16 protein-coding genes are annotated in these 21,183 nt (G+C 48.0%); all 16 read right to left on the bottom strand.

Going from position 1 to position 21,183, the window contains the following annotated elements; genetic code table 11:
• Positions 1–82 precede the first annotated feature (82 nt).
• On the bottom strand, positions 83–931 hold the full coding sequence (locus WMO65_RS18210; RefSeq protein WP_033139103.1) for a carbohydrate ABC transporter permease: 849 nt from the start codon (positions 929–931) through the stop codon (positions 83–85).
• 4 nt (positions 932–935) lie between these two features.
• Entirely contained in the window at positions 936–1,838 is a 903-nt protein-coding gene (locus tag WMO65_RS18215; protein WP_033139104.1) for a carbohydrate ABC transporter permease, read from the bottom strand.
• 185 nt (positions 1,839–2,023) lie between these two features.
• Positions 2,024–3,388: an extracellular solute-binding protein gene (locus WMO65_RS18220; RefSeq protein ID WP_148392482.1), complete on the bottom strand. Its 1,365-nt coding sequence runs from the start codon at positions 3,386–3,388 to the stop codon at positions 2,024–2,026.
• A gap of 126 nt (positions 3,389–3,514) precedes the next feature.
• The gene (locus WMO65_RS18225) at positions 3,515–4,897 is read right to left on the bottom strand and encodes an extracellular solute-binding protein (RefSeq protein ID WP_148392483.1); all 1,383 of its coding nucleotides are present in this window, start codon (positions 4,895–4,897) and stop codon (positions 3,515–3,517) included.
• 175 nt (positions 4,898–5,072) lie between these two features.
• Entirely contained in the window at positions 5,073–6,320 is a 1,248-nt protein-coding gene (locus tag WMO65_RS18230; RefSeq protein WP_148392484.1) for an ABC transporter permease, read from the bottom strand.
• Positions 6,321–7,211 carry an ABC transporter ATP-binding protein gene (locus WMO65_RS18235; RefSeq protein ID WP_148392485.1) on the bottom strand — a complete coding sequence of 297 codons (891 nt, stop codon included), beginning with the start codon at positions 7,209–7,211 and terminating at the stop codon, positions 6,321–6,323.
• Between the two features lie 11 nt (positions 7,212–7,222).
• A complete protein-coding gene (locus WMO65_RS18240; RefSeq protein WP_148392486.1) occupies positions 7,223–8,002 on the bottom strand; it encodes a hypothetical protein in 780 nt (259 codons plus the stop codon).
• The gene (locus tag WMO65_RS18245) at positions 7,989–8,525 is read right to left on the bottom strand and encodes an RNA polymerase sigma factor (protein WP_033139110.1); all 537 of its coding nucleotides are present in this window, start codon (positions 8,523–8,525) and stop codon (positions 7,989–7,991) included. The genes WMO65_RS18240 and WMO65_RS18245 overlap by 14 nt, the downstream gene beginning before the upstream one ends.
• Before the next feature lie 134 nt (positions 8,526–8,659).
• Positions 8,660–9,460, bottom strand: a complete 801-nt coding sequence (locus WMO65_RS18250) for a cohesin domain-containing protein (RefSeq protein WP_148392550.1) — start codon at positions 9,458–9,460, stop codon at positions 8,660–8,662.
• A 40-nt stretch (positions 9,461–9,500) separates the two neighbouring features.
• Positions 9,501–16,031 carry a discoidin domain-containing protein gene (locus tag WMO65_RS18255; protein ID WP_148392487.1) on the bottom strand — a complete coding sequence of 2,177 codons (6,531 nt, stop codon included), beginning with the start codon at positions 16,029–16,031 and terminating at the stop codon, positions 9,501–9,503.
• 351 nt (positions 16,032–16,382) lie between these two features.
• Positions 16,383–17,150, bottom strand: a complete 768-nt coding sequence (locus tag WMO65_RS18260) for a hypothetical protein (protein ID WP_340299374.1) — start codon at positions 17,148–17,150, stop codon at positions 16,383–16,385.
• Positions 17,151–17,171: 21 nt separating this feature from the next.
• On the bottom strand, positions 17,172–17,420 hold the full coding sequence (locus WMO65_RS18265; protein ID WP_054350653.1) for a barstar family protein: 249 nt from the start codon (positions 17,418–17,420) through the stop codon (positions 17,172–17,174).
• A complete protein-coding gene (locus WMO65_RS18270) occupies positions 17,417–17,941 on the bottom strand; it encodes a ribonuclease domain-containing protein (RefSeq protein ID WP_054350652.1) in 525 nt (174 codons plus the stop codon). The genes WMO65_RS18265 and WMO65_RS18270 overlap by 4 nt, the downstream gene beginning before the upstream one ends.
• Positions 17,942–17,955: 14 nt before the next feature.
• Entirely contained in the window at positions 17,956–18,783 is an 828-nt protein-coding gene (locus WMO65_RS18275; RefSeq protein ID WP_033139116.1) for an HAD-IIB family hydrolase, read from the bottom strand.
• An 18-nt stretch (positions 18,784–18,801) separates the two neighbouring features.
• Positions 18,802–19,134: a nucleotide pyrophosphohydrolase gene (locus WMO65_RS18280; protein WP_033139117.1), complete on the bottom strand. Its 333-nt coding sequence runs from the start codon at positions 19,132–19,134 to the stop codon at positions 18,802–18,804.
• A gap of 30 nt (positions 19,135–19,164) precedes the next feature.
• The gene (locus tag WMO65_RS18285) at positions 19,165–21,084 is read right to left on the bottom strand and encodes a sensor domain-containing diguanylate cyclase (protein ID WP_118743388.1); all 1,920 of its coding nucleotides are present in this window, start codon (positions 21,082–21,084) and stop codon (positions 19,165–19,167) included.
• Positions 21,085–21,183 lie beyond the last annotated feature (99 nt).

Raw genomic sequence — 21,183 nt, forward strand, 5'->3', positions numbered from 1 at the left:
CCGCCTGGATATAAATCCGGCAGCAGCTCTAAAATCACAGTAACCCCGTTACTGTTCAGACAAGCTGTACGGTGACGCAAACTCAGCCTTTTACGGCTCCGGCTGTCATACCTTTTACCAGTTTATCCTGGAAGATAATGAACATAATGATCATGGGAAGAAGTGTCAGCGTCAGGACTGCCATGATCATGGGCGTATTCATGGAATACTGGCCCTGGAATTCCCAGATTGCCAGAGGCAGGGTACGGTTTGCGGATGACTGTGTCAGTGTGTAGGCAAAGGAGAACTCATTCCACATATTTACACCGTTGTAGATCGCCAGTGTGGCAAGGCCGGGTTTTGCCAGAGGAAGGATCATGGAGAAAAACATCTGAATCTTGCCGCAGCCATCTATCTCGGCAGACTCTTCGATCTCCCGCGGAATCTCTTTCATGAAGCTGGTCAGAATGAACACGGAAATCGGTACCGCAAAGGCAATATAAGGACCAATCAATGCCCAGATACTGTCATACAGACCTGTGCTTTTTGCCATCTTGAACACCGGGATCAAGGTGATATGAACCGGTATGGACATACATGCCACGATCAGCGCATAGATGGGGTTCGCCAGTTTAAACTTAAATCTTGCCAGCGGATAAGACGCGCAGGCAGCGATAAACAGCAGAAGTATCAGGGAGATGCCAAGAACGATCACACTGTTCTTGAAGTAAGTGCCGAATCCGCCTTTTAACACTTCTGTGTAGTTGTTCCAGTTCAGACTGTCCGGAAGCTGGAACACGCCTTTTGTCAGCATCTCAAACTTCTCTTTAAAGGAGTTCAGAACCATAAATACGAAAGGCATAAAGGATACTACCAGCCAGAAGATTGCCAGGATAAAGGCAACGGTCCAGGCTGTGATGCTTTTTGCTTTACTCTTCTTATAATTATCCATTATTTCAGTCCTCCTTCTTTCCATTTAACAGCTTCATGGTGATCAGGGATACCATACTGATGAGGATAAACATGCCGCCGGCCACTGCAGAACCATATCCCATGTTGAATGTCTTAAAGGACTGTTTGTACATGTAGGTTGCCATCAATTCCGTAGATGTTCCGGGACCGCCGCCGGTCATAACATAGATCAAGTCAAAGTATTTCAGAGAACCAACCATGGAGAGGATTGCCGCGCTTTTCATGGAAGGAACCAGAAGGGGAAGTGCTATTCTCCAGAAATACTGGCCTCTGGTGGCACCGTCTATCCTCGCCGCTTCAAATACATCGTAAGGAATATTGGTAAATGCCGCCATGAAGTACACCATGTAGAACGGGGTGAACTGCCAGCAGATAACCATGATAACCGTCAATAGGGCAGTTTTCGGATTACCCAGAAGGTCGATGTTGCCGCCTCCGAACCAGCCTGAGATGGTGCTGACCAGGCCGCCGTTTGTTGCCAGCGCATATGTAAAAAGGAAGCCAATCGCAACAGATGACATCAGCAGGGGAATAAACCAGACCACCTTAAAAGGTGTCAGTTTCTTTCCTCCGAAATCCAGGAATGTTGCCAGTGCAAGACCGATGGGAATCTGAATACAGATAGACAGAATCATAATGAGAACATTGTTCTTAAACGCGATCCAAAAATTGGTGTCAGCAATCAGTTTTTTCCAGTTGCCGATTCCGATAAATTTCTTAGCTGCGGAAATTCCGTTCCACTGATAGCCGCTTGTGATAAATGTATCCACAATGGGATAGAAAATAAATATCACCATTAAAACAGTGACCGGTGCCAGGAAAAGCGCCGCAACTTTCCGTGTGTTCCTCTGCCTCATCTGGGCAAGAGAAATACCATTTTCCTTCATAATAGAAGCCCTCCTTTTTGTTTCTGAATCCTTTCTTTTCTTATTATATATACTAACAAACAGACTTCTGAAAGGACATAGAACAATCTACGCATTATCTATAAATATTTGTCTTTTAAAGCGCAGAAAAATATAGAAAAAAACGCCCTGTCCCAGGGGACAGAGCGTATTTTTATCTGTGATCCTTACTCGGCCTTTGTGCTTAAATAGTCATCCATTGCTGCCTGCATGGAATCCTGTGCCTCCTGAGGAGTCATGGTCAGACCAAACACTTCCTGTAATCCGTCAAGGTGAGCAGTTGCAACTGCCGGCGGCAGATACTGGTCATACCAAAGCTGGATTTCCGGAGCACTGTTGGCGGTCTCCACGATCTTCTTGGCAACCGGGTCTGTGATCTTCTCTTCGATTCCCTTGACTGGCGGAATCTTGCCTTTTTCAATCTCAAAATCTATAACTTCATCAGAGAGATGTGCCTCTGCACACTCAAACGCTGCTGCCAGTTTGTCGCCTTCACAGTTGAATGTGATGAACTGGTCACCTACGGTACCGATCTGGATAGAAGCATCTGCGTCAGAACCTTCGATAGCCGGGAATGGGAACCAGTCTATCTTCTGATAAAATTCTTCACTGTCAGAGGAGAAAGTACCTGTATACCAGGAACCACACAGAAGCATACCTGCTGACTCCTGATACATGAGCTGTTTTGCCTGTCCGTCATCCTCACTCAGAGAGTTTACACCCTCCGGGAAGTAACCTGCATTCACCCATTCCTGGATTTTTTCACCGGCTTTGATGAAGCAGTCATCTGTAAATTTGCCTTCGCCTGCAACTGCTTTCTGGAATGGCTCCAGTCCGCCGTAGCGTGCCGCAAGGCTCATGAAATACATGGAACCTGTCCATTTGGAACCGTTTGCCAGGGCAAATGGTGTAATGCCGTTGTCCTTTAATGTCTTACAGATATTCTCCAAATCCGCAAGTGTCTTCGGCTCTGAGAGACCGTATTTCTCAAACATTTCCTTGTTGTAGAATATACCTGCAAGAGAAACGTTCTGGTAAGGAACCGCATATACATGGTCGTTGTATGTAGCCTGTGCAACGGCTGCGTCCATGAGTTTGTCCTTGATCTCAGACGCATTGAACAGATCATCAATGGGCTGGCCAAATCCGGAATCTATGTATTCGTACATAGGACCGCCGGACCAGTTGGAATACATATCCGGGCACTCGCCTGAACTCATGGCAACTACCAGTTTCTCTTTGTATGTATCATTCTGTGTAGGCACAACCGTAACGGTATAGCCTGATTCTGTCTCGGAATTGAATTTGTCAACAGCCTTTGCAATAACATCCTTGTCCGGGCTTTCTGTTCCGATGTTCCAGTAAACAATCTCCTTGCTTTCACCATCACCGGATTCTTTTTTCGCTGATTTGTCATCACCTGAGGTTTCACTTGAACTTGCGTTTTTGCTGTCACCGCCACATGCAGTCAGTGACGCTGCCATGAGAGCTGTCATGGAAAGAGCGACCAGTTTTGCCATTCTTTTTTTCATACTTTTCCTCCTTAAAATGAAATACGTGGTTTTACTTTATGTCTTATATCATATAGTTTTTTTCGTCCGATAACTATAAAATAATATGTCCACATGATATAATTTTCTTACCTGACACAAAAATGATCATTCCTCATTATGGCTGCTGTTATATTCATCCATGGTCTTCTGCAGTTCTTTATTGGCCTCCTCCGGTGTCATGGTGAGACCGAACAATTCCTGGCAGGTATCTTTGTGTGCCTCAGATACTACCGGCGGCAGATACTGATCGTACCAGAGCTGTACAGAGGACGCATTCGTTGCAGCTTCCAGGATCTGCTGGCTTACCGGGTCAGTGATCATGTCTTTTGCTTTTTTAACCGGAGGAATCTTGCCGTTTTCTACCATGAAATCCAGCTCTTCATCATCGAAATAGTAGCTTGCCATCTCAAATGCAGCATCCAGCTTCTCGCCTGTACAATTGAAGGTCAGGAATCCGTCACCGATGGTTCCGATGATAATGGAAGCATCTGCGGAGGAACCGTCAACTGCCGGGAATGGGAACCAGCCCAATTTGTTGTAGAATTCTTCACTGTCCTGTTTGATCGTGCCTGTATACCAGGAGCCGATACAGGTCATGGCTGCCTTATCCTGGTACAGAAGCTGTTTGCCCTGTCCGTCATCCTCACTCAGAGAGTTCACGCCCTCCGGGAAATAACCCTTTTTCACCCATTCCTGAATCTTTTCCCCGGCATAGACAAAGCTCTCATCCTCAAAAGTACCCTCCCCGGAAACTGCCTTCTGGAAAGGCTCCAGTCCTCCGTAACGGGTAGCCAGGTTCATGAAATACATGGAACCTGTCCATTTTGAGGCATTGGCAAGCGCAAACGGAGTGATGCCGTTCTCCACTAATGTATCGCAGACTTTCTCCAGATCGCTTATGGTTGTGGGAACTTCCAGATTATACTGTTCAAACATATCTTTGTTATAGTAAATACCTGAGATTGCCACATTCAGCACGGGAAGGCCGTACACCTTGCCGTTGTAGGTACCCTGTTCCAGGGCCGCGTCCATGAGCACATCCTTCAGATTGTACTTATCAATATATTCGTCAAGAGGCTGGCCGAATCCTGCCTCCACGTATTCGATCATAGGACCTCCGGACCAGGTCTGATAGATATCCGGGCATTCCCCTGAACTGACAGCAACCACCAGCTTCTCTTTGTAAGTATCATTCTGTGTGGGAACATAGCTTACCTGATAGCCGGTCTCTTTTCCCTTACCTTCATTATACTTGTCAATGGCATAATTCCAGATACTTTTATCAGGGTCCTCCGTACCGTTGGCCCACATTACAATTTCCTTGTCCCCGCCTTTGCTCTCATCTGCGGATGCTGTGCTCTCTTCTTTTTTGCTGTCATCACTTCCGCTGCTTTTGTCATCCCCGCCGCTGGAGCCGCACGCCCCAAGAGAAGCCGCCATAAGCACAGACATAGAGATTGCCGCCAGTTCCATCATTCTTTTTTTCATATTCTTTCCTCCTTGCGTTATTTAATATGAACTAATCTTATGGATTAATGGTATCATTCTCTATGCGAAATGCCCATTAACAAAAGTGTTCTCCTTCTATAATTTTCTTACCTCTTGTGCATTCTGCCCATAAAAACTGCGGAGAGTGCCCAAATTCCGCACTCTCCGCAATCTGTTATTTTGCCATATGTCTATTATAGAAACAAACCGTCAGTCCCCAAAAGAGAGGAATCTCCACGGCCAGCGCCGCAAGCATCGCATGGGGCACCCAAAAGGATTGTCCTCCCAGATGAAGGAATTTAAAATCAAACAGTTCGTACAGGAAGCAGTTTCCAAGCCCCAGCCCTCCTGTCGGCAGGATACAGCGAATCCAGCCGGCAAGATTCCCGCTGCCCACCTGTCCGATGATGACAGGCAGCAGACACAGCACCATGCCAAAAATCGCTGTCACAGTGACACTTCTGCATCGGGACGATATCATAAGTGTACACAGAACCGCAGCGGTTATGGTCAGAAACCCGGTGCCCGCCCCGGCTAAAAGCAGGTGCCATAAATCCAGATCAGATAAGCTCACTGCCGAATAGAGCATCTGCATGGAACTTCCCATACACTCTTCCCCGAACAGAGCCCTTGTCAGAAGCAGAAAAATGCCGGAACCCGCTGCCACTATAACAGAGGCCAGAATCAGCATAACTGCTGTCCTGACAGCCGCCAGCCTGATTCTTCCATGCCTGGTACAGCGCTGAATATCATCCGCCTTTGTCTGGTAGTCAGAGGAAAAGACCGGAGCAGCCAGAAGCACGCAGATGAACTCCAGAAGAAGCAGATAAAGGACCAGATAATCGGTTGCGTCCTTATTATAGCCGGGATAATACTCATATGGCTGCTCCACTTTTGTAAAGTAAGCAGCCGCTTTATTCTGCGCATCCGGGTAGTCCTTTTGCTCCATTTTCATGAGGCTGTCCAGATGCTCTCTGCACTGTTCATAGATACGGCCGGCATCTTCAGGACCAAGCTTCATGAGGTCAGCCGCAGTACCTGTTCTGCTGTCCGCATATACTTCACGTAAAAGGTGGATATAAGGCTGAATAGGCAGAATCTTTTCATTATATACATTCAGAGGGAAATCCTCGCTGTTGGTCGGCCCGTATTCCGCGATGCATGCCTGATATGTCTCCAAAGCGGTCTGCACTTTATCCGGTGTCACCTCTCCGGCATAGGGCGCCTGTTTCTCATTTATGATCTCCATGGCCCTGCTGCCGCTTACGGTAATCTGTTTACCGCTGTCATCCATGTAGGAATATTGTACAAAAGTCCTGGGAATACAGGCCATGAGAACAGATAAAAACAGTGCTGCCCCCAGAAAAACCCAGGTGGATCTTGTTTTCAGGATTCTCTTAAATTCCAGTTTTAAAAGTCTCATTTAATCCGCCTCCTTATCAAACCGGCTCTCCGGGAACATCCAGAGATAAAGGTCTTCCAGTCTCGGCACAGCAGGTACAGAATCCTCGATCCCGGGTTTCTCGGCGAGATACCGCACAGAGATGCGGCCGTCCGCCTCATTTCTCAGGTTCACGATCTGCAGTCTGTTCTCATACTCAGCAAGCTGCCCGGCAGGAATCGTACCGTTCCAGACCTTCCCATTCACTAGGGTGACCAGCTCTTCCGTTGTCCCCACAGCCTGGATCTTACCGCCCTTCATCACCGCATTGCAGGTTGCAATGTACTCCACATCTGAGACAATATGGGTGGATATGAGCACGATCCTGTCGTGTGATGCAAACTCTGAGAGCAGATTACGGAATCTGACGCGCTCCCCCGGGTCAAGACCGCTGGTAGGCTCATCCAGAATCAGCACCTCCGGCTCATTGAGAAGGGCCTGGGCGATTCCCACCCTGCGCTTCATTCCGCCTGAGAGCTTCGCAATCTTTTTCTTTCTCACATCCGAAAGGGTCATTCTCTCCAGAAGTTCTTCTATCTTCTCCTTACTTCTCCTTTTCGGCAGGCCTTTCAGCACTGCCATATATTCCAGGTAATCCCGGACCGTAAATTCAGGATAAAATCCAAACTCCTGAGGCAGATACCCAAAGATATCCCTGTACTTCTCCCCCAGTACCTGGATAGAGATGCCGTCGTACAGAACCCTGCCTCCCGTAGGTTTCAGGGTTCCGCCCAGCATTCGCATAAGAGTGGTCTTACCGGCACCGTTGGCTCCCAGAAGTCCCCAGACCCCCGGTGTCAGTTTCAGGCTCACATGGCTGACAGCTTCCTTGTCTTTAAACTTTTTCGATAAATCCTCTATTATAAGCTCCATTTTACTCCTCCTCACAGCAGCACTTCTGCTGCCCCTTTTCTTTCTGCTCTGCGAAGCTGAATGATATCACATATCACAGCCGCCGCACAGACTGCTGCCCAGCCCGTCTGAAAGGAATGTTCGTAAAACCCGTAATGATACTGGAACAGCAGCCAGAACAGCAGCGCTGCCCCCATTCCCACAGCCAGACAGATTTTAAGTACATGCTGTACATCCACGTGCAGAGCTATGGTAATATAGATACTGCCCAGTAAAAAAAAGGGCACCAGCAGGTATAAGACTACGGCCCCCAGGCTCTGGCCCATTCCCAGTACAATGCCTGCAATCAGCACAGCCAGCATCAGGATATCCCCGGCACTGATGATCACCAGCCGGGCAGTCAGCAGATGGATCGAGGAAAACCTGGACGCCTGCTCCAGCTCTGCCATTCCATAGCGCAGAGACCTTATAATTGCGGGCAGGGCCGGCAACAGAAGAAACACACTGCTGAAACATAAAAGCACGGGAAGGCGTCTGTTCCACAGGTAAGCAAAATCCCCATTGACAGTAATATAGAGTGTCAGATAGATAGCTGCCAGCACAGCGATCTGCGTTCCCCATATACTCCGGCCTGTAAATTTGATCTGATATAACACAAACTGCCAAAAGGAAATCCTTTTTTCTCTTACAGCGGTGCGGTATGTCTGCCTGGCTGTCAGAATCAGCTTCTCTCTTCCTCCCCTGACCGCATCCGGCACGGTATTCTCCGAAAAGCACTGCCTGAGGCCGCTTTCTATCTCAGATTTCTTCATATGATGAAATCCCCCCTCTCTCCAAATCCTTTTTTATGGTTTTCAGTGCTGCCCGCAGCCTGGACTGGACTGTCCTCAGCGGCTGGTTCAAAATCTGCCCGATTTCCCTTAACGTCAGGTCATGGGCAAACCGAAGGTAGATGATCTCCCTTTGTTCTGCCGGAAGTTCCCTGACCAGCAGCATGAAGTCTGTCTCCGTCTCAGCCCTTTGAAATCCCCGCTCCAGGCATTCCAGAGTGTCCGGTATCTGCTCCTCCTGATGTTTCTTTCTCCACATGTCCACACACGTATTCGCTGCCACCTGGTATAAAAAAGCGCGGAATTTCCCCTTGTGTATATACCTGTCCAGATACCGCACGGTCTTCAGAAATGTCTCCTGCACGGCATCCTCCGCGGTCTGCCTGTCCGCTGTGTGGCAGATACAGTACCGCAGAATGTCTGTGTAATACAGGGATATCAGCTCATCCAGGGCGCTCATATCTCCATTTTCCAGTTTTTTTATCAGTTTGTCTTCACGCGTCAAGATAATCCTCCTACAGGGCGTCCCCTACTCTATATAACGTATCGGGATATGGAAAATGATTTCATATTTTAAATTATAACCAAAAAAATACCGGTCTGCATGATTTCTCATACAGACCGGCATTCCCCTTACAGTTATGATTCTTTTTTCTTTTTCGCAGCTACAACTGCAGCGATCACTGCCACTGCTGCGCCAGCGCCGAGAAGCGGGAATACCATATTCGTATCATCATCTGTCTTTGCTGATTTTGAAGTTGTGGTGGTTCCGGACTTCTTGTTCTTGGCCGGTGTCGGGGTTGGTGTGGTTCCTTTATTACCATCGCCATCCGTACCATCATTTTTGTCGCCGCCCGGAGTCTTATTGTCATCTCCGCCGGGGTTCTTGTTGTCATCTCCGCTCGGATCCTTGTCGTCTCCGCCAGGGTCCGGATTCTCGCCCTTTGCTTCCACTGTGATGGCTGCTGCATGGGTCTCATTGTGACCGATGTCGCCGCTGTCACCTGCCAGTTCCTCAATATCCACCTGAATGTCCGCTGTATCGCCGGCTTTTACACCGTCTGCAAGCTGGAACGTCATATCGAGCAGACTGCCATCCTCTGTAAGTGGTGATGATGAGGCAAAGGCCGCTACAATCTCGCCTTCCTCCTTGTTGCCTGTCAGACAGTCGTTGACTTCACACAGGGCCCCGGACAGCGCCCCTCCGGCGCTGTCCGCAGTGAGGGTAAGTTTAGATGCATCGTAATGGATACGGATCTTTCCATTGGTCACTTCCCGGCCGTCCGTGATCTCACAGGCCACCTGAACCTGACCGCCCTCCTGGGCCTTACCTGGGTTTAATGCTATTTCTGTTTCACCTGCGGCCCAGACAGGCATTGCCTGTACAAACAGAAGTGCACTCATACATAACATTGCAATTTTTCCGGTTCTCTTTTTCATATAGGTTACCTGCCTGTTCTCCTAGATTTTCCTCTGATATTTAAAATGTGGTGATCTTCTCTGCTGCCATCTGCAGGATCTTGGTTGCGTCAGTTGTGTTGGTCTGGTTGTCAACATTCACATCACCAATCAGGATCTGCTCCTCTGTCAGCTCTGTGAGACCTACACTGTATTTCAGCAGCAGTGCACTGTCGGCTGCATTCACAACGCCGTTCAGGTCCACATCACCCAGAAGCCTTACTTCTTCACATTCTTTCACAAGTGCAGCAATCGCTGCATTGATCTCATCCTGAACTGCATCCGGTTTGTCGTAAATTACCTTTGCGCTGTCAAGAGCTTCCTTCAGACCGTCAATGCTGGCTGCCAGATATCTGCCCGAATTATCCAGGATCTCCTGTGCTTTTGCCATAACAGATTCCAGTTCCGCCTTATTTCCCTTGAAGGTAAGGCCTGTAATAGCTTCTGCCAGAGCTGCATAGGCGTCTCTTGCTTCCTGGCCTGTCAGTTCCGTATTGGCTGCTGTCTCTTTAGCTGCACTCAGTACAGTCTTAAGGTTCTCCACGGACTCACTTGTGTACTTGTCGGCATCCTGAAGGATTGCTTCTGCCTGTGCAATGATCGCGTGCAGACGGGCAAAATCCTTATCTAACATCTGGGATACTGCAGTAAGCAGGTTTGTGGTTGCCTCATTGACAGCTTTCTGTCCTTCTTCTACTTCATCTTCGCCGTACACGGTATCATATACAGTCTTGGCTGCCTCTAATGCATCTTTGACTGCCTGCACACTGCCTTCCGTATAGCGTTCTTCTGTCACAGGATCTGCGAGGATTGCCTCTGCTCCCGCGATTGCCGCTTCCAGACCGTATTTCTGTACGCCCGGTTTCAGGTCAACAATGGCATTGATGAGTTTTGTAAACGCATCGTCTACCTGTCCCTGTGTTGTTTCAAGAGTTGTCAGAAGCGCGTTTGCTTCGTTCAGAGCCTCTTCCACGGCTGCCCAGCTCTCCGGTGAGAAGGACTGGCTTCCGTCTGCCAGTTTTTCAGCCATTGTGATGGCTAATTCCAGACTTGTAGTATCTACAGTCAGCTTAACCTGTACGGTAAATACTGCTGTCTTCTCAAGCTCACCTTCGGTATAGGTAACTGTGATCTCCTTTGGTCCGATCACACTGGAATCAAATCCGGTAATTGTGTAATCGTCTGTGCTCAGCTCTGTGGTGCTGCCGTCATTGTATACAGCAAATACCTGAATTCCTTCTGCGCTGAACTCTTCGCCTAACAGATATTCCTTCTTGGCATTCTCTGTATCGACTGTGATGCTTTCCAACTGGATCTTAACCAGAACATCTTTTGCATTGCCCAGTGCTACGATCGCATCGGTGATCTCCTTCTGGGATGTTGCATTTTCCATAACAGCTTCCGCTGCCGCGATTGCATCCTGGAATTTCTGGTAGCTTTCCGGTGTATAACCGTCAGCCGTTATTTCCTTCATCTCATTGATGAGTGCTTCCAGACTGGAGGTCTCGATCTTCTTGAAGGTAACGTCCAGTGTATGGTCTTCGATCACATATTCAAGAGTTACTCTGTTGTTCTCGACTACTGCCGGTGCACCGTCAAGCATTACGGTATCTACAGTATAGCCTTTATCCGGTTTGATTACAAATGTTTTATTCGTCTCGCTGTAAACAGATACGTCGCCTGTCTGGCTGACAGTTCCGTTTTCGCCGGCGGTTACTGTTACGGTGTGTGTCGGAACCTCATCACCGTAGTATACTTCTTTAACTGTAATATTGTGAGCGGTCCTTCTGGTCTGCAGTGTATACTGGCCCGGTTCTGTACTGTAAGGAACACCCTCTGCATGACCGAGTTCTGTTCCGTCATACCATAAGGTCAGGTCATATGCCCCTGCTGCTCTGCCGGCACTCGGCATAAACTTAAAGATAATCTCATGCTCTTCGTTGGCTGTCAGCGCATGATCGTAAGCAAAGTCGCCCCAGCCTCCGTCTGCTGTCTTATCGTAGAACCAGTTTCCGCCGCCTGCGTCATATCCGAACATGATTCCGTTACCAACGGTAAACAGTGTCTGATCTTCCACGCTGTCTGTGCTGAAGCGGATGCGGAAAACACCCTGGCTGATTGCTGCAGCGTTCATGTCCTTAGCGATTCCGCCTGCATTTACAGATAATAACAGGCCGTCCTGCGTAAGCTGTCCGGACGCATTGCTGAGATCAAAGTTCATCTCCTCTGCTGCTGCAAAATCTTCATAATAAGTGTTGTACTGGGCCACATTGACTGCCTCGGTGAAGGCCTTCATCGCTGCTTCCAGTTTTACATATGCGGCTTCGTATTCTGCCGCGTCTTTTCCTTCCGGAACTACTTTTGCTTCGTCAACAGCAGCTTTGAAGGTATCGACTGCTTCCTGGGTGTATTCGCCCGGTTTCGGTCCTACCACTGCTGCATTCATCTGTGCTTCTGCATCCTGGATCAAAGCGCCTAAATCTTCATATGTAAAGTTATTCGGTACATATGTGATCACTTTTTCCAGATTCGTCACATGTCCCTCTGCGTTGCTGAAGGATACATTGACAGTTACCGGTTTCCTTGTTGCTCCCTCTTCTGCCGTAAAGGTTACATTCATAAGTTCCGCAGCCTTCTTGAATGCATCCTGTTTCTTGATTCCATAGGTGAAACGCACGGTCTGTGTTCCGTCTTCATTATCTGTCACAGTCGGCTCTACAGTCTTCAGAAGTGCGTCTTCATTTGCTGCTGCGCTGTCTGTGTTCAAGGTGATCTGAGACGGGTCATAGGTATACTCCACAACTGTGTTTCTGTACTTGTTGTAGATATTCTCAAGACCTACATTTACCTGATAGTTATGGTTTCCTTTATCCTCAGTATTGACAGTTGCTGCCGGGCTTCCTGTGATCTCCTCACCATATACGCCCAGTTCTGTCATGGACATTCCCCATTCGTTTGCATTGTTAATAGAAACAATTGCTACGAACTGTGCCTCGGCTGGCTCGAATTTAACCAGGTTAAGTCCCGGATATGCACTGTTAACCGTTTTAACAGTATTCCATGTCTCTCCGTCTGCAGATACCTGCACTTCATAATCTGTAGCGTAGGCACCCGGTGTCCAGTCAACGGCTACAGTGTCTACCATGTATTTCTTTTCCAGATCTACGGAGATCCACTGATTCTGGCCCTGTCCGCTGCTGTAACGTGTGGACTGGCTGCCGTCAACTGCGTATTTTGCTGCCATGGACTCTGCTTCCTGTCCGCTTGTATCTGTTGTCTTATTCAGTGCCAGATTCTCACCTGTAATCTCCTGATAAGGCTCAACAAGAACTGCATTGACAATCGCTTTGCCGTCTGTGGCTTTCAGTCCGATATCGATCAGACCGTCTTTTGCCTCTGCGGTAACTGTGATATCGTAAGCTTTGTTCTGTTCCGGAATGGCAAATCCTTCTTCCACTACAGAACCGTTTACACTCACATCAAATGTTCCCGGTGTAAAATCATCTGCGCTTGTGTCATTGAAGTACAGTTTCACTCTGTAAAGTCCCGGTGCAACTTTGAACTTATAGCCAAAGTCCTCACCTGCACGTCCGCTCTTCAGTGCGGTTCCCAGGCCTGCATCCGGCACCGGTTTCTGTCCGCCGAGAGAACTGTTGATCTCCTCAGTGGCTGTATCACCGTTTGCGTACCATCCGCTTCCTGTAACTTCAAATTCCGCATCCTCGAACAGGCCGTCATGGTTGCCCATATTGGATGTGTCGGAATTACCGGCATCCAGTCTCATATTCACTTCTGACATAACAGCCATGTCTGCTGCAATACCATTCAGAATCGGATTGGTCATTGTTCCGGCTTCCTCACTGTATGCACTCTGCAGTTTTACAGTAATGACACCACCTGCCGGATATACAGAACCGATTTCAATCACATCTGTATCACCTGTTAAGGTATATCTCTCTTTTGCCACCTCACCGTTTACCAGAACGTCAAATGTACGTCCGGCAGCGTTTCCCATCTCAGAAACATAGAGTTTCAGATTGTGGGCAGCGTCTGATGCATAGATCTTGTACTCAATCGTGTCGGCAGTAACACCTGTTGCGTATACACCGCTGCCGCTTCCTGTCAGCTTGCTGTACTCACCAACATAGCCGGATAATTTCTTATTTTCATCATAAGCTCGGTCTGCGCTGAATCCGTCGATGACATCTCCGCCCACATTATAGGACTTGGAGTGCTCCTGAAGGACAAACTGCCAGTCAGTACCTGCTGTGCCAAGAGAAAGCGTTCCGTCATTATTGCAGACAAGGAATTTGTCTCCTGATTTGAGCTGATGAAGTCCGTTCTTCATATCAACGGCTGACCATACAGTTGTGTCTTTCTCTGACAGAACCGCGCTGTCGCCGTCGGCATTCAGGTACAGATAAGCATTGTTCTCTGTATCCCAGATTTTCACTTTGTATCCGTCGCCTGCATTCTCCATTACGAACTGGCTTCCGGATGCATTTACTTCCAGACCGTTTTCTCCGCTTGCAAGATATTCTCCGCATTCCGGATCGTATACTTTATAAGCCGCGTTGCTCTCCAGTGCAAATTCTGCACCTTTCACACCTGTCATCTCCATAATACCGATATCAGGTGCTCCGTCATAAAGAGCATTGCCGAAGAAATCTGTCTTGGCATTTCTGTCTGAAGTGTAGTCCCAGAGTCCTTTATTTTCCGGACTGGATGCAGGAACGACATTGACATACACACCATTACCAATTGCTGCAGAACCTTCTTTCAGGGCGTAAGCCTTCAAAGATTCCCAGTTGGAGGTGGCTGTCATTCCGTCTTCACTGATCGTGGCACTCTCGCCGCCGCCCGGATTTTCAAAGAGCGGGTCTGCCTGGATGGCATTGGGAATCTCACCCGGGTCATGGATGCCGCTGGCTTCATATACCAGGTTTCCTGCCTGTTTCAGGTAAGAGTTGTTCCAACTCTCAGCCGTTGTCTCAGCACTGCCCCATTTACTGGGAACTTCTGTATTGTAGTTATAGTAAATGTTGTTATACATACACCAGTTGTATGCATCACCTAATGCAGAACCGCCGCCGTTGCTGTGGTTGAATACCCAGTCCGCACCATCATAATAAAATACATTATTATAAATGTAGCTCTCTGAACTGGTATTTCCTGCCCCGTGGCGCCATGCAAGGCCGTCATTCTGGCTCACATTATAACGGATAATATCTGTATTGTTATTGCCCATCATAAGCATAAAGCCCATAGGTGTATCGTGGCTGTAGTTGTACTCAAAGGTAGTACCTGCACACCAGTAATCACTGTCGTAAGAGCAGCCATCCTGGTTATAAGCAGGACCGTCAAAGCTCTCATTATAGCGGAATAAGGTATCAAAAGAGTTCCATGCCCAGATACCTGCATTGGCGCCTTTCGCACGCATGGCCTGTCCGTTCACCACATTGTGCTCCACCAAAGCGCCCTGTGATTCGCAGACAAGGATACCGTCACCGCCGATATCGCTCAGATAGTTTCCTACAATATGAAGGCCTCTCTGTGCCTGGTCTTTATAACGGATATTGTCATGGCGCACACCATCATTGGCCCCATTATAATCCGCATCATTATTCGGGTCATAATTGTCAGTACCCGGTGTGTTGTTTCTGAAGTTGTCCAGGTCAGAAAGACGGATTGCCTTGATTCCTGTACGGTCACACTGGTCAATTCTGTTGTTCTGGATGGTCACGCCGTTGAAGTAAGGATATACCCCTGCTTTTGAGCTGAAGATAACCTCAACGCCGATACCGCCGTCTACTTTGTTCACACCGCGGTTCTCATTTCCGTCCACATCATGTACATAACAGCCGTCGATGACAACTGTGTTGTATTCTCTGTCACCCTCCAGAGTTTTGTTAACCGTCTCTCTCTCGTCAATGGTAACATGGATACCGAGACGTCTCGGGATCACATCATCACTTCCGGAGTTCAGGTTGTTCTGGTCATTTGCTTCACTTGTCTCGTTAAATGCGTCGTCATTTGTAACTTCCAGACCAGTCACATAGGTATACTCCATGTTCTGAATCAGGACTGCTTCTTTGTAGCCTGCATATTCAGGTGTGCCGTCGTCATTTTTTTCACCGGTTCTTCTGAATCCTCCTGCATTGATCACAGGCATGTTTCCCTCACCATATGTATCAATTACAATGGGTTTCTCCTCCGTTCCGGTGCCTTTCGGTGCAAGCTGCTGGTTGTCAAAAATGCTGCCTTTCTTCAGGCTGATGCCGTCTCCCGGCTGTAATTCAATGGTGTTCACCTTATCCAAGGTTTTGAACGGATTACTGATCGATCCATCCCCATTCTCATCACTGCCGTTCTCGCTGTCCACATGGTAGACCGTGCCGGATACTTCCGGGATGCTCTCCGTGGCTGCTTCAGGTATACTTCCCTGGTTATCTGTGGCTGCCTGCACATAAACCGGGAAATTAACTGAAGTACAGACAAGAGCCGTCGCCAGAGTAACACTAAACGCCCTGTTCCATCGCTTCCATGATTTCATACATTGCTCTCCTTCCAAAAGAATATTTACGCAATGAGCTTCAACACGCTGCGCTGATCCACTTCCGTCATTTTGACAGGTGTTGCATTGCCGTGTCTTCTATTATAGCTTACATATATACATATATTTTTACGATTTCTACTTATTTTTCGTCATTTTCGACCATTTATGTTTCCCCATCGGTCAATAATACAAAAAATATAACAGATTAAACAAACAAATGGATTTTTCCCAATAAAAAAGAACTGTTCACACTTCCTGCTTTCTGTGTAAACAGCTCTCTTTTTTCCTATCTGCTGAATGTTTTCTTACGGTCAGCGCAGTATATGCACAGTAATTGATTACCTTGTTTTACGATTTCCCTTTCAGTGAGTCCTTCACAGCCTGTAACAGTGCCTGCTCATCCGGTATCTCTACTTTGGCCACTTCCGCCATTTCTTTCAAATGCTCCTGATACTTGTTCTCTAACACAAGGTTTTTTGCAGATGTCTCCACATTCTCATAGCCCTCATTGTCAAAGTAATCCGGATCTGCATCATAAGCTGCCCTTGCCTCCACGTCAGATGCAGTGAGCACCTCTTTATTTATCAGCTCCCTTTTATTCTGAAGGGACAGATTCTCATTGAAGTAGTCATAGAACTGGTCTGCCGTGTACCGGGTCACTCCGAATACGGTTTCATTGTTCCCCTTTTTCTCTCCCCTGTCCTTGTTTTCTTTTTCCATTGCCTTCATCAGGGACGGATAATCAATCGCATCTGCAAGGCCGTTGTCCATGGCCTCTTTCTGCATGGTCTTAATCTCTTTAAGTTCCTCCACCACTGCATCAGCCAGGTATTCATATCCCGTCTTTCCATCGGCCTCTGTCTCCCAGGTAAATTCTGACACATCAATCCCGGCCTTCTCTGCTGTTTTTTCTCTCTGGTATAATTTGATCTTATTGACGATACATGCCACTTCTTCCCTGTAGACCGGCTGTCCGTCAACGGAAAATACTTCTTTCTCTGTTCTGCCCTTCATGAAGATCACAACTGCTGCTGCCAATATTACGGCTATAACTGCCAGAAGAATCCATATCCATTTCTTAGATGCTTTTTTGCTGTCTTTCTGCATTTTACCCATACTCTTTCTCCTGTGTTTTTACTAGCCAATCAACTGAAGACCTTCATTTTCTTCAGCGGCATCCAGCAGAACGTTCCATATCCGCAGAAAATATTTCCCCGCCTGCTCTCTGTTCTCCACCTCTATCTCCATCTCTTCCTCATCTGTAAGACAGTCGTACAAGGCGTCCAGATTGCCCCCATAATAATCCGGCAGCCGCAGTTTTTCTTTCAGATATGTATGTGCTGTCTCCTTCTCTTCCATACATAACGCGTCCAGGACTATCCTCATGGATTCTCCTCTCCATACAAAAGCTCAAAGGTTTCGTAGTGGTCCTCTGTGTAATACACAAGACCGTCATCGGAATAGACGATCCGCTTTGCCCCCCGATAGCCTCCATCGCTGTCAATGTCACATTCATAATACTGCCGCCCCTCTTTTTCCGGCAGGATTCCCTCATAGTTGCCGAATCTGTCTCCGCCGATGCTCTTGCCCGGGGCGGCTTCAGACAGGTTCCCCTTACTGCTGACCCATCCGGCGTTCTTAGCCTCCTTCTTGGTAATAAAATTATCCGGAAGATGACCAAACCGATGGATATAAGTTGCCACATCCTCTTTCGAGGTATAAGTTCCCGATTCCTCCAGCGCCGATGCCTCTGCATCCTGTTCCTCCTGCTGCACTGTCCTGGCAGAATCCTGTTCTGTCCGGCCTGCCGTGCCGTCCGCAGTTCCGGTGCATCCGGTCAGCAGGCAGAGCAGCAGTATCAGAATGCCGCCAATATATCTGAACTTGTGTTTCCAATTTTGAATCATATTTTTTGCCTCTCTTATAATTTCAGTATGTTCCTGATGCCGTGGGCAACCCCGCACGCCTCATTGGACAGGGTGATACAGTCTGCAGATTCCTTACATTTTACGGATGCATTCTCCATCGCGATCCCAATTCCCGCAAACGCCAGAAGTTCCGCATCGTTATCTCCATCCCCGAAAGCCGCAAGCTCCTCCCTGCACAGTCCGAGATAGTCCAGAAGAAAGGCTGCCCCTGTATGTTTCCCTGCATCTTTATAAGAAATTTCCAAAAGCTGTGCCACCGAAGAAGTGATATACACATCCCGGACCTCCGCGTTCAGAAGCTGCCACAACCTGGTCTTCAGCTCCCGGTCCCCTGTTATGACGTCCATGCCGTCCAGTACAGAGGCATGGTCACAGATAAATGCCCGAATATCCTCCACCGGCCTTCTGGTTCCCTGGATATAGGGAATGGCCCGGACACTGGCGCCGAATTGCACAGGGCTTTCCACATAAGCCCTGGGTGCATAAGCCTCGCCATCCACAAATGCTTCATAGGTCACAGGAAAATTCCTTGTGAGCGTCAAAATGCGGCGCACTGACTCCTCTGTCATCTTATATTGTTTCAGGCATTTTCCTGTGTGGAGTTCATATACTGCGGCTCCGTTTGATGTAATGGCATACCGTATCCCTTCCATTTCCCTGATTGCCGCCGGCAGCGTGGAAAGGGCCCTTCCGCTGGCCACCACCACCTGCACGCCCTTTTCCATAACTTCCTCCAGGGCCTTTCTGTTTTCCTCCGGCAGATATCCGTCCCCGTCCAGGGTCGTCCTGTCCAGATCAAGGGCAATACATCTGATCTCCATCCGTACTCCTTCCCGCCGTTATTTCTCAGGCTTAGGATATTTCACCGCATTTTTCACCATCTTATCACGGATGATATCGTCAATGTCAAACGCATACATCTGGGCAAAACGCAGGGAAAAAATCAGGGTATCTGCCAGCTCCTCCCCTATGCGCTCCCTCTTCTTCTTATCTTTCATCATTTCTTTCATCTGGTCATTTGACTTGAAACGGAACAAATCCATCAGTTCATTGGCCTCTGTGGAAATACCGATGGACAAATCCTTAGGATTATGGGATTTGTTCCAATGCCTCTCCTCGCAAAAATCGAATACTCTGCTTTTTAAGTCCGCCACAGTTGTATCTTTATCCATGTTGTCTGTCTCCTCTCTTTATGATTAATGTCAGTTCAGGGAATACTGTTTCATGATTCCCTTTCCGCTGTTCTTTGCATCATACAGGGCATAATCCGCTGCTTTTAAAAGTGTCTGGAACTCCTTCAGACCGCCGCCGTACCAGGCAAGACCTGAAGATATCTCCAGCATTCTGCTGCTCTTATCCGGAAATACCACAGGGTTCTGCTGCAGCCTGCTGTAAAATTCCTCCATATCATTGGCAATCTCCTGCTTTGTCTTATAGTGATGCAGAAAGAGGCAGAACTCATCCCCGGAACGCCTGGCCGCGATTCCCTTTTCTCCGTTGAACTCTGTCAAAAATCCTGCACAGACGCGCAGATATTCATCGCCCCAGTCATGTCCGAAATGGTCATTGATTCCCTTGAAGCTGTCAAGATCCATCATGACCATGGCACACTCACCAATGTCACGGCCCGTAAGGATATTCTCCACTTCTTTTCTGAAGGTATCCAGATTGCATAGTCCGGTAAGGGAGTCGTAGTCCCTCTCGTGCTCCAGCCGTTTCTTTTCCTGTACCTCTCCCGTCACATCTGAGATGATTCCAAAAGTGCTTCCGTTTTCCGTGGTGGTAAAGATACGGACCCACTTCTCGGGATTTTCCCTGATCTTAAAATCACTGCCTCTCTTGTCAAAAGCTGCCCTCAGAGTCTTCTCCAGCATGACTCGGAAGATATTCCTGTCCCGGCAGGCCCGGTTCATCTCCTCCTCTGTCCAGTCAAGCACAAGCCGGAAACGTTCTGTGGCCATTACCTTTTCACTGTCCTCATTGAATTCAAACACACCTATGGGCAGGTCCAGCGTGTCAATGACCTTTGAGATCTTGACCGTGGCATCCAGGATTCCCTGCACCATTTTATTGATTCCCTGACTGAGCTGCCTGAATTCCGGATTGCTGTCCACCTTCACCACAGTATCCAGATCACCGTCTGTAATATCATGCAGATCATCCATGATGGTATGTATCCCGTCCACGATCTGATGCTTCAGAAGACGGTTAATGACCAGAATGGTTACCAGGTACACCAGAACCAGATAACAAAAAGTAAGGATCGTCTGCGTATTCCGTTCCTCATAAAGCTCCTTCTCATTTTCACCTGAAACCAGTATCAGGTTATCCTTCTCCAGGCTGACACAAAATATCTTTTTCCCCTCCTGATGGATAAATCCGCCGTCTCTGCAGTCTGCGATCTCTTCCTCCGTCAATCCCAGATTCTTCATACTGCTGCCGGCCATACTCTCATCAGAATGGGCCAGCACTTCACCACTCTCCTTATCTATGGCAAAAAGCACACCCCCTGCATCCACAGGAACTCTGGAGAATATGTAGTCGAGCTGGTTTCTCTTCTGGGCCTCCAGCATCCTGGTCGGCGCCATTCCCACCTGTACGATCCCCTTCTTATCCTGGCGCGCCACACCGATATACTGGAACACCTTCTGTTCGTAGCCGTTCGGTCTTATATCCTGCACCAGATAGGAACTCGGATCATCTAAAATACTGAGAAATTCTTCTGTCTGGTCCGTGGTATGGAAGTCCATGCCGAAATATTTCGGAATACTGCCTGCAAAGAGAATCCCGTTTTCATCGATCACATGAAGCTCATCCACATTGAGCAGCTCCGCGATCCGCTCCAGTTCCTGCTGGCTGTCCAGTACACTGGGATTCTGTTCTATAATATAGGCGAAAGCATAGGCTCTTGTCAAATAATCCTCACTGAGGCTCTCCTTCAGGTTCAGCAGCTCCACCTCATTATTGTCAATGGTCTGCGATATCTGTCCCAGTTTGAGCGTAGAGTTCTGTACCATCTGGCTCCTGGCATTTCGCCCCTGCAGCCCCCAGTTCAATACTAAAATAGCCAGAAGAGCCACAGCGACAACATAGCTGATGTACCTGGTAAAAATTTTCTGCACAAAATTTCCCCTTTCCTCAACTGTACGCCGCCCTCGGAAGCGGCCTCACGCTTTTTTAGCTATTATAGCATATAAACACACAAACCGCATGCCATTTCT

This window comes from Blautia caccae (assembly GCF_040095955.1).
Lineage (GTDB): Bacteria > Bacillota > Clostridia > Lachnospirales > Lachnospiraceae > Blautia > Blautia celeris.

Coding starts and splice junctions, on each gene's coding strand:
- WMO65_RS18210 (WP_033139103.1), bottom strand. CDS start 931: ATGGATAATTATAAGAAGAGTAAAGCAAAAAGCATCACAGCCTGGACC.
- WMO65_RS18215 (WP_033139104.1), bottom strand. CDS start 1,838: ATGAAGGAAAATGGTATTTCTCTTGCCCAGATGAGGCAGAGGAACACA.
- WMO65_RS18220 (WP_148392482.1), bottom strand. CDS start 3,388: ATGAAAAAAAGAATGGCAAAACTGGTCGCTCTTTCCATGACAGCTCTC.
- WMO65_RS18225 (WP_148392483.1), bottom strand. CDS start 4,897: ATGAAAAAAAGAATGATGGAACTGGCGGCAATCTCTATGTCTGTGCTT.
- WMO65_RS18230 (WP_148392484.1), bottom strand. CDS start 6,320: ATGAGACTTTTAAAACTGGAATTTAAGAGAATCCTGAAAACAAGATCC.
- WMO65_RS18235 (WP_148392485.1), bottom strand. CDS start 7,211: ATGGAGCTTATAATAGAGGATTTATCGAAAAAGTTTAAAGACAAGGAA.
- WMO65_RS18240 (WP_148392486.1), bottom strand. CDS start 8,002: ATGAAGAAATCTGAGATAGAAAGCGGCCTCAGGCAGTGCTTTTCGGAG.
- WMO65_RS18250 (WP_148392550.1), bottom strand. CDS start 9,460: ATGAAAAAGAGAACCGGAAAAATTGCAATGTTATGTATGAGTGCACTT.
- WMO65_RS18255 (WP_148392487.1), bottom strand. CDS start 16,031: ATGAAATCATGGAAGCGATGGAACAGGGCGTTTAGTGTTACTCTGGCG.
- WMO65_RS18260 (WP_340299374.1), bottom strand. CDS start 17,150: ATGGGTAAAATGCAGAAAGACAGCAAAAAAGCATCTAAGAAATGGATA.
- WMO65_RS18265 (WP_054350653.1), bottom strand. CDS start 17,420: ATGAGGATAGTCCTGGACGCGTTATGTATGGAAGAGAAGGAGACAGCA.
- WMO65_RS18270 (WP_054350652.1), bottom strand. CDS start 17,941: ATGATTCAAAATTGGAAACACAAGTTCAGATATATTGGCGGCATTCTG.
- WMO65_RS18275 (WP_033139116.1), bottom strand. CDS start 18,783: ATGGAGATCAGATGTATTGCCCTTGATCTGGACAGGACGACCCTGGAC.
- WMO65_RS18280 (WP_033139117.1), bottom strand. CDS start 19,134: ATGGATAAAGATACAACTGTGGCGGACTTAAAAAGCAGAGTATTCGAT.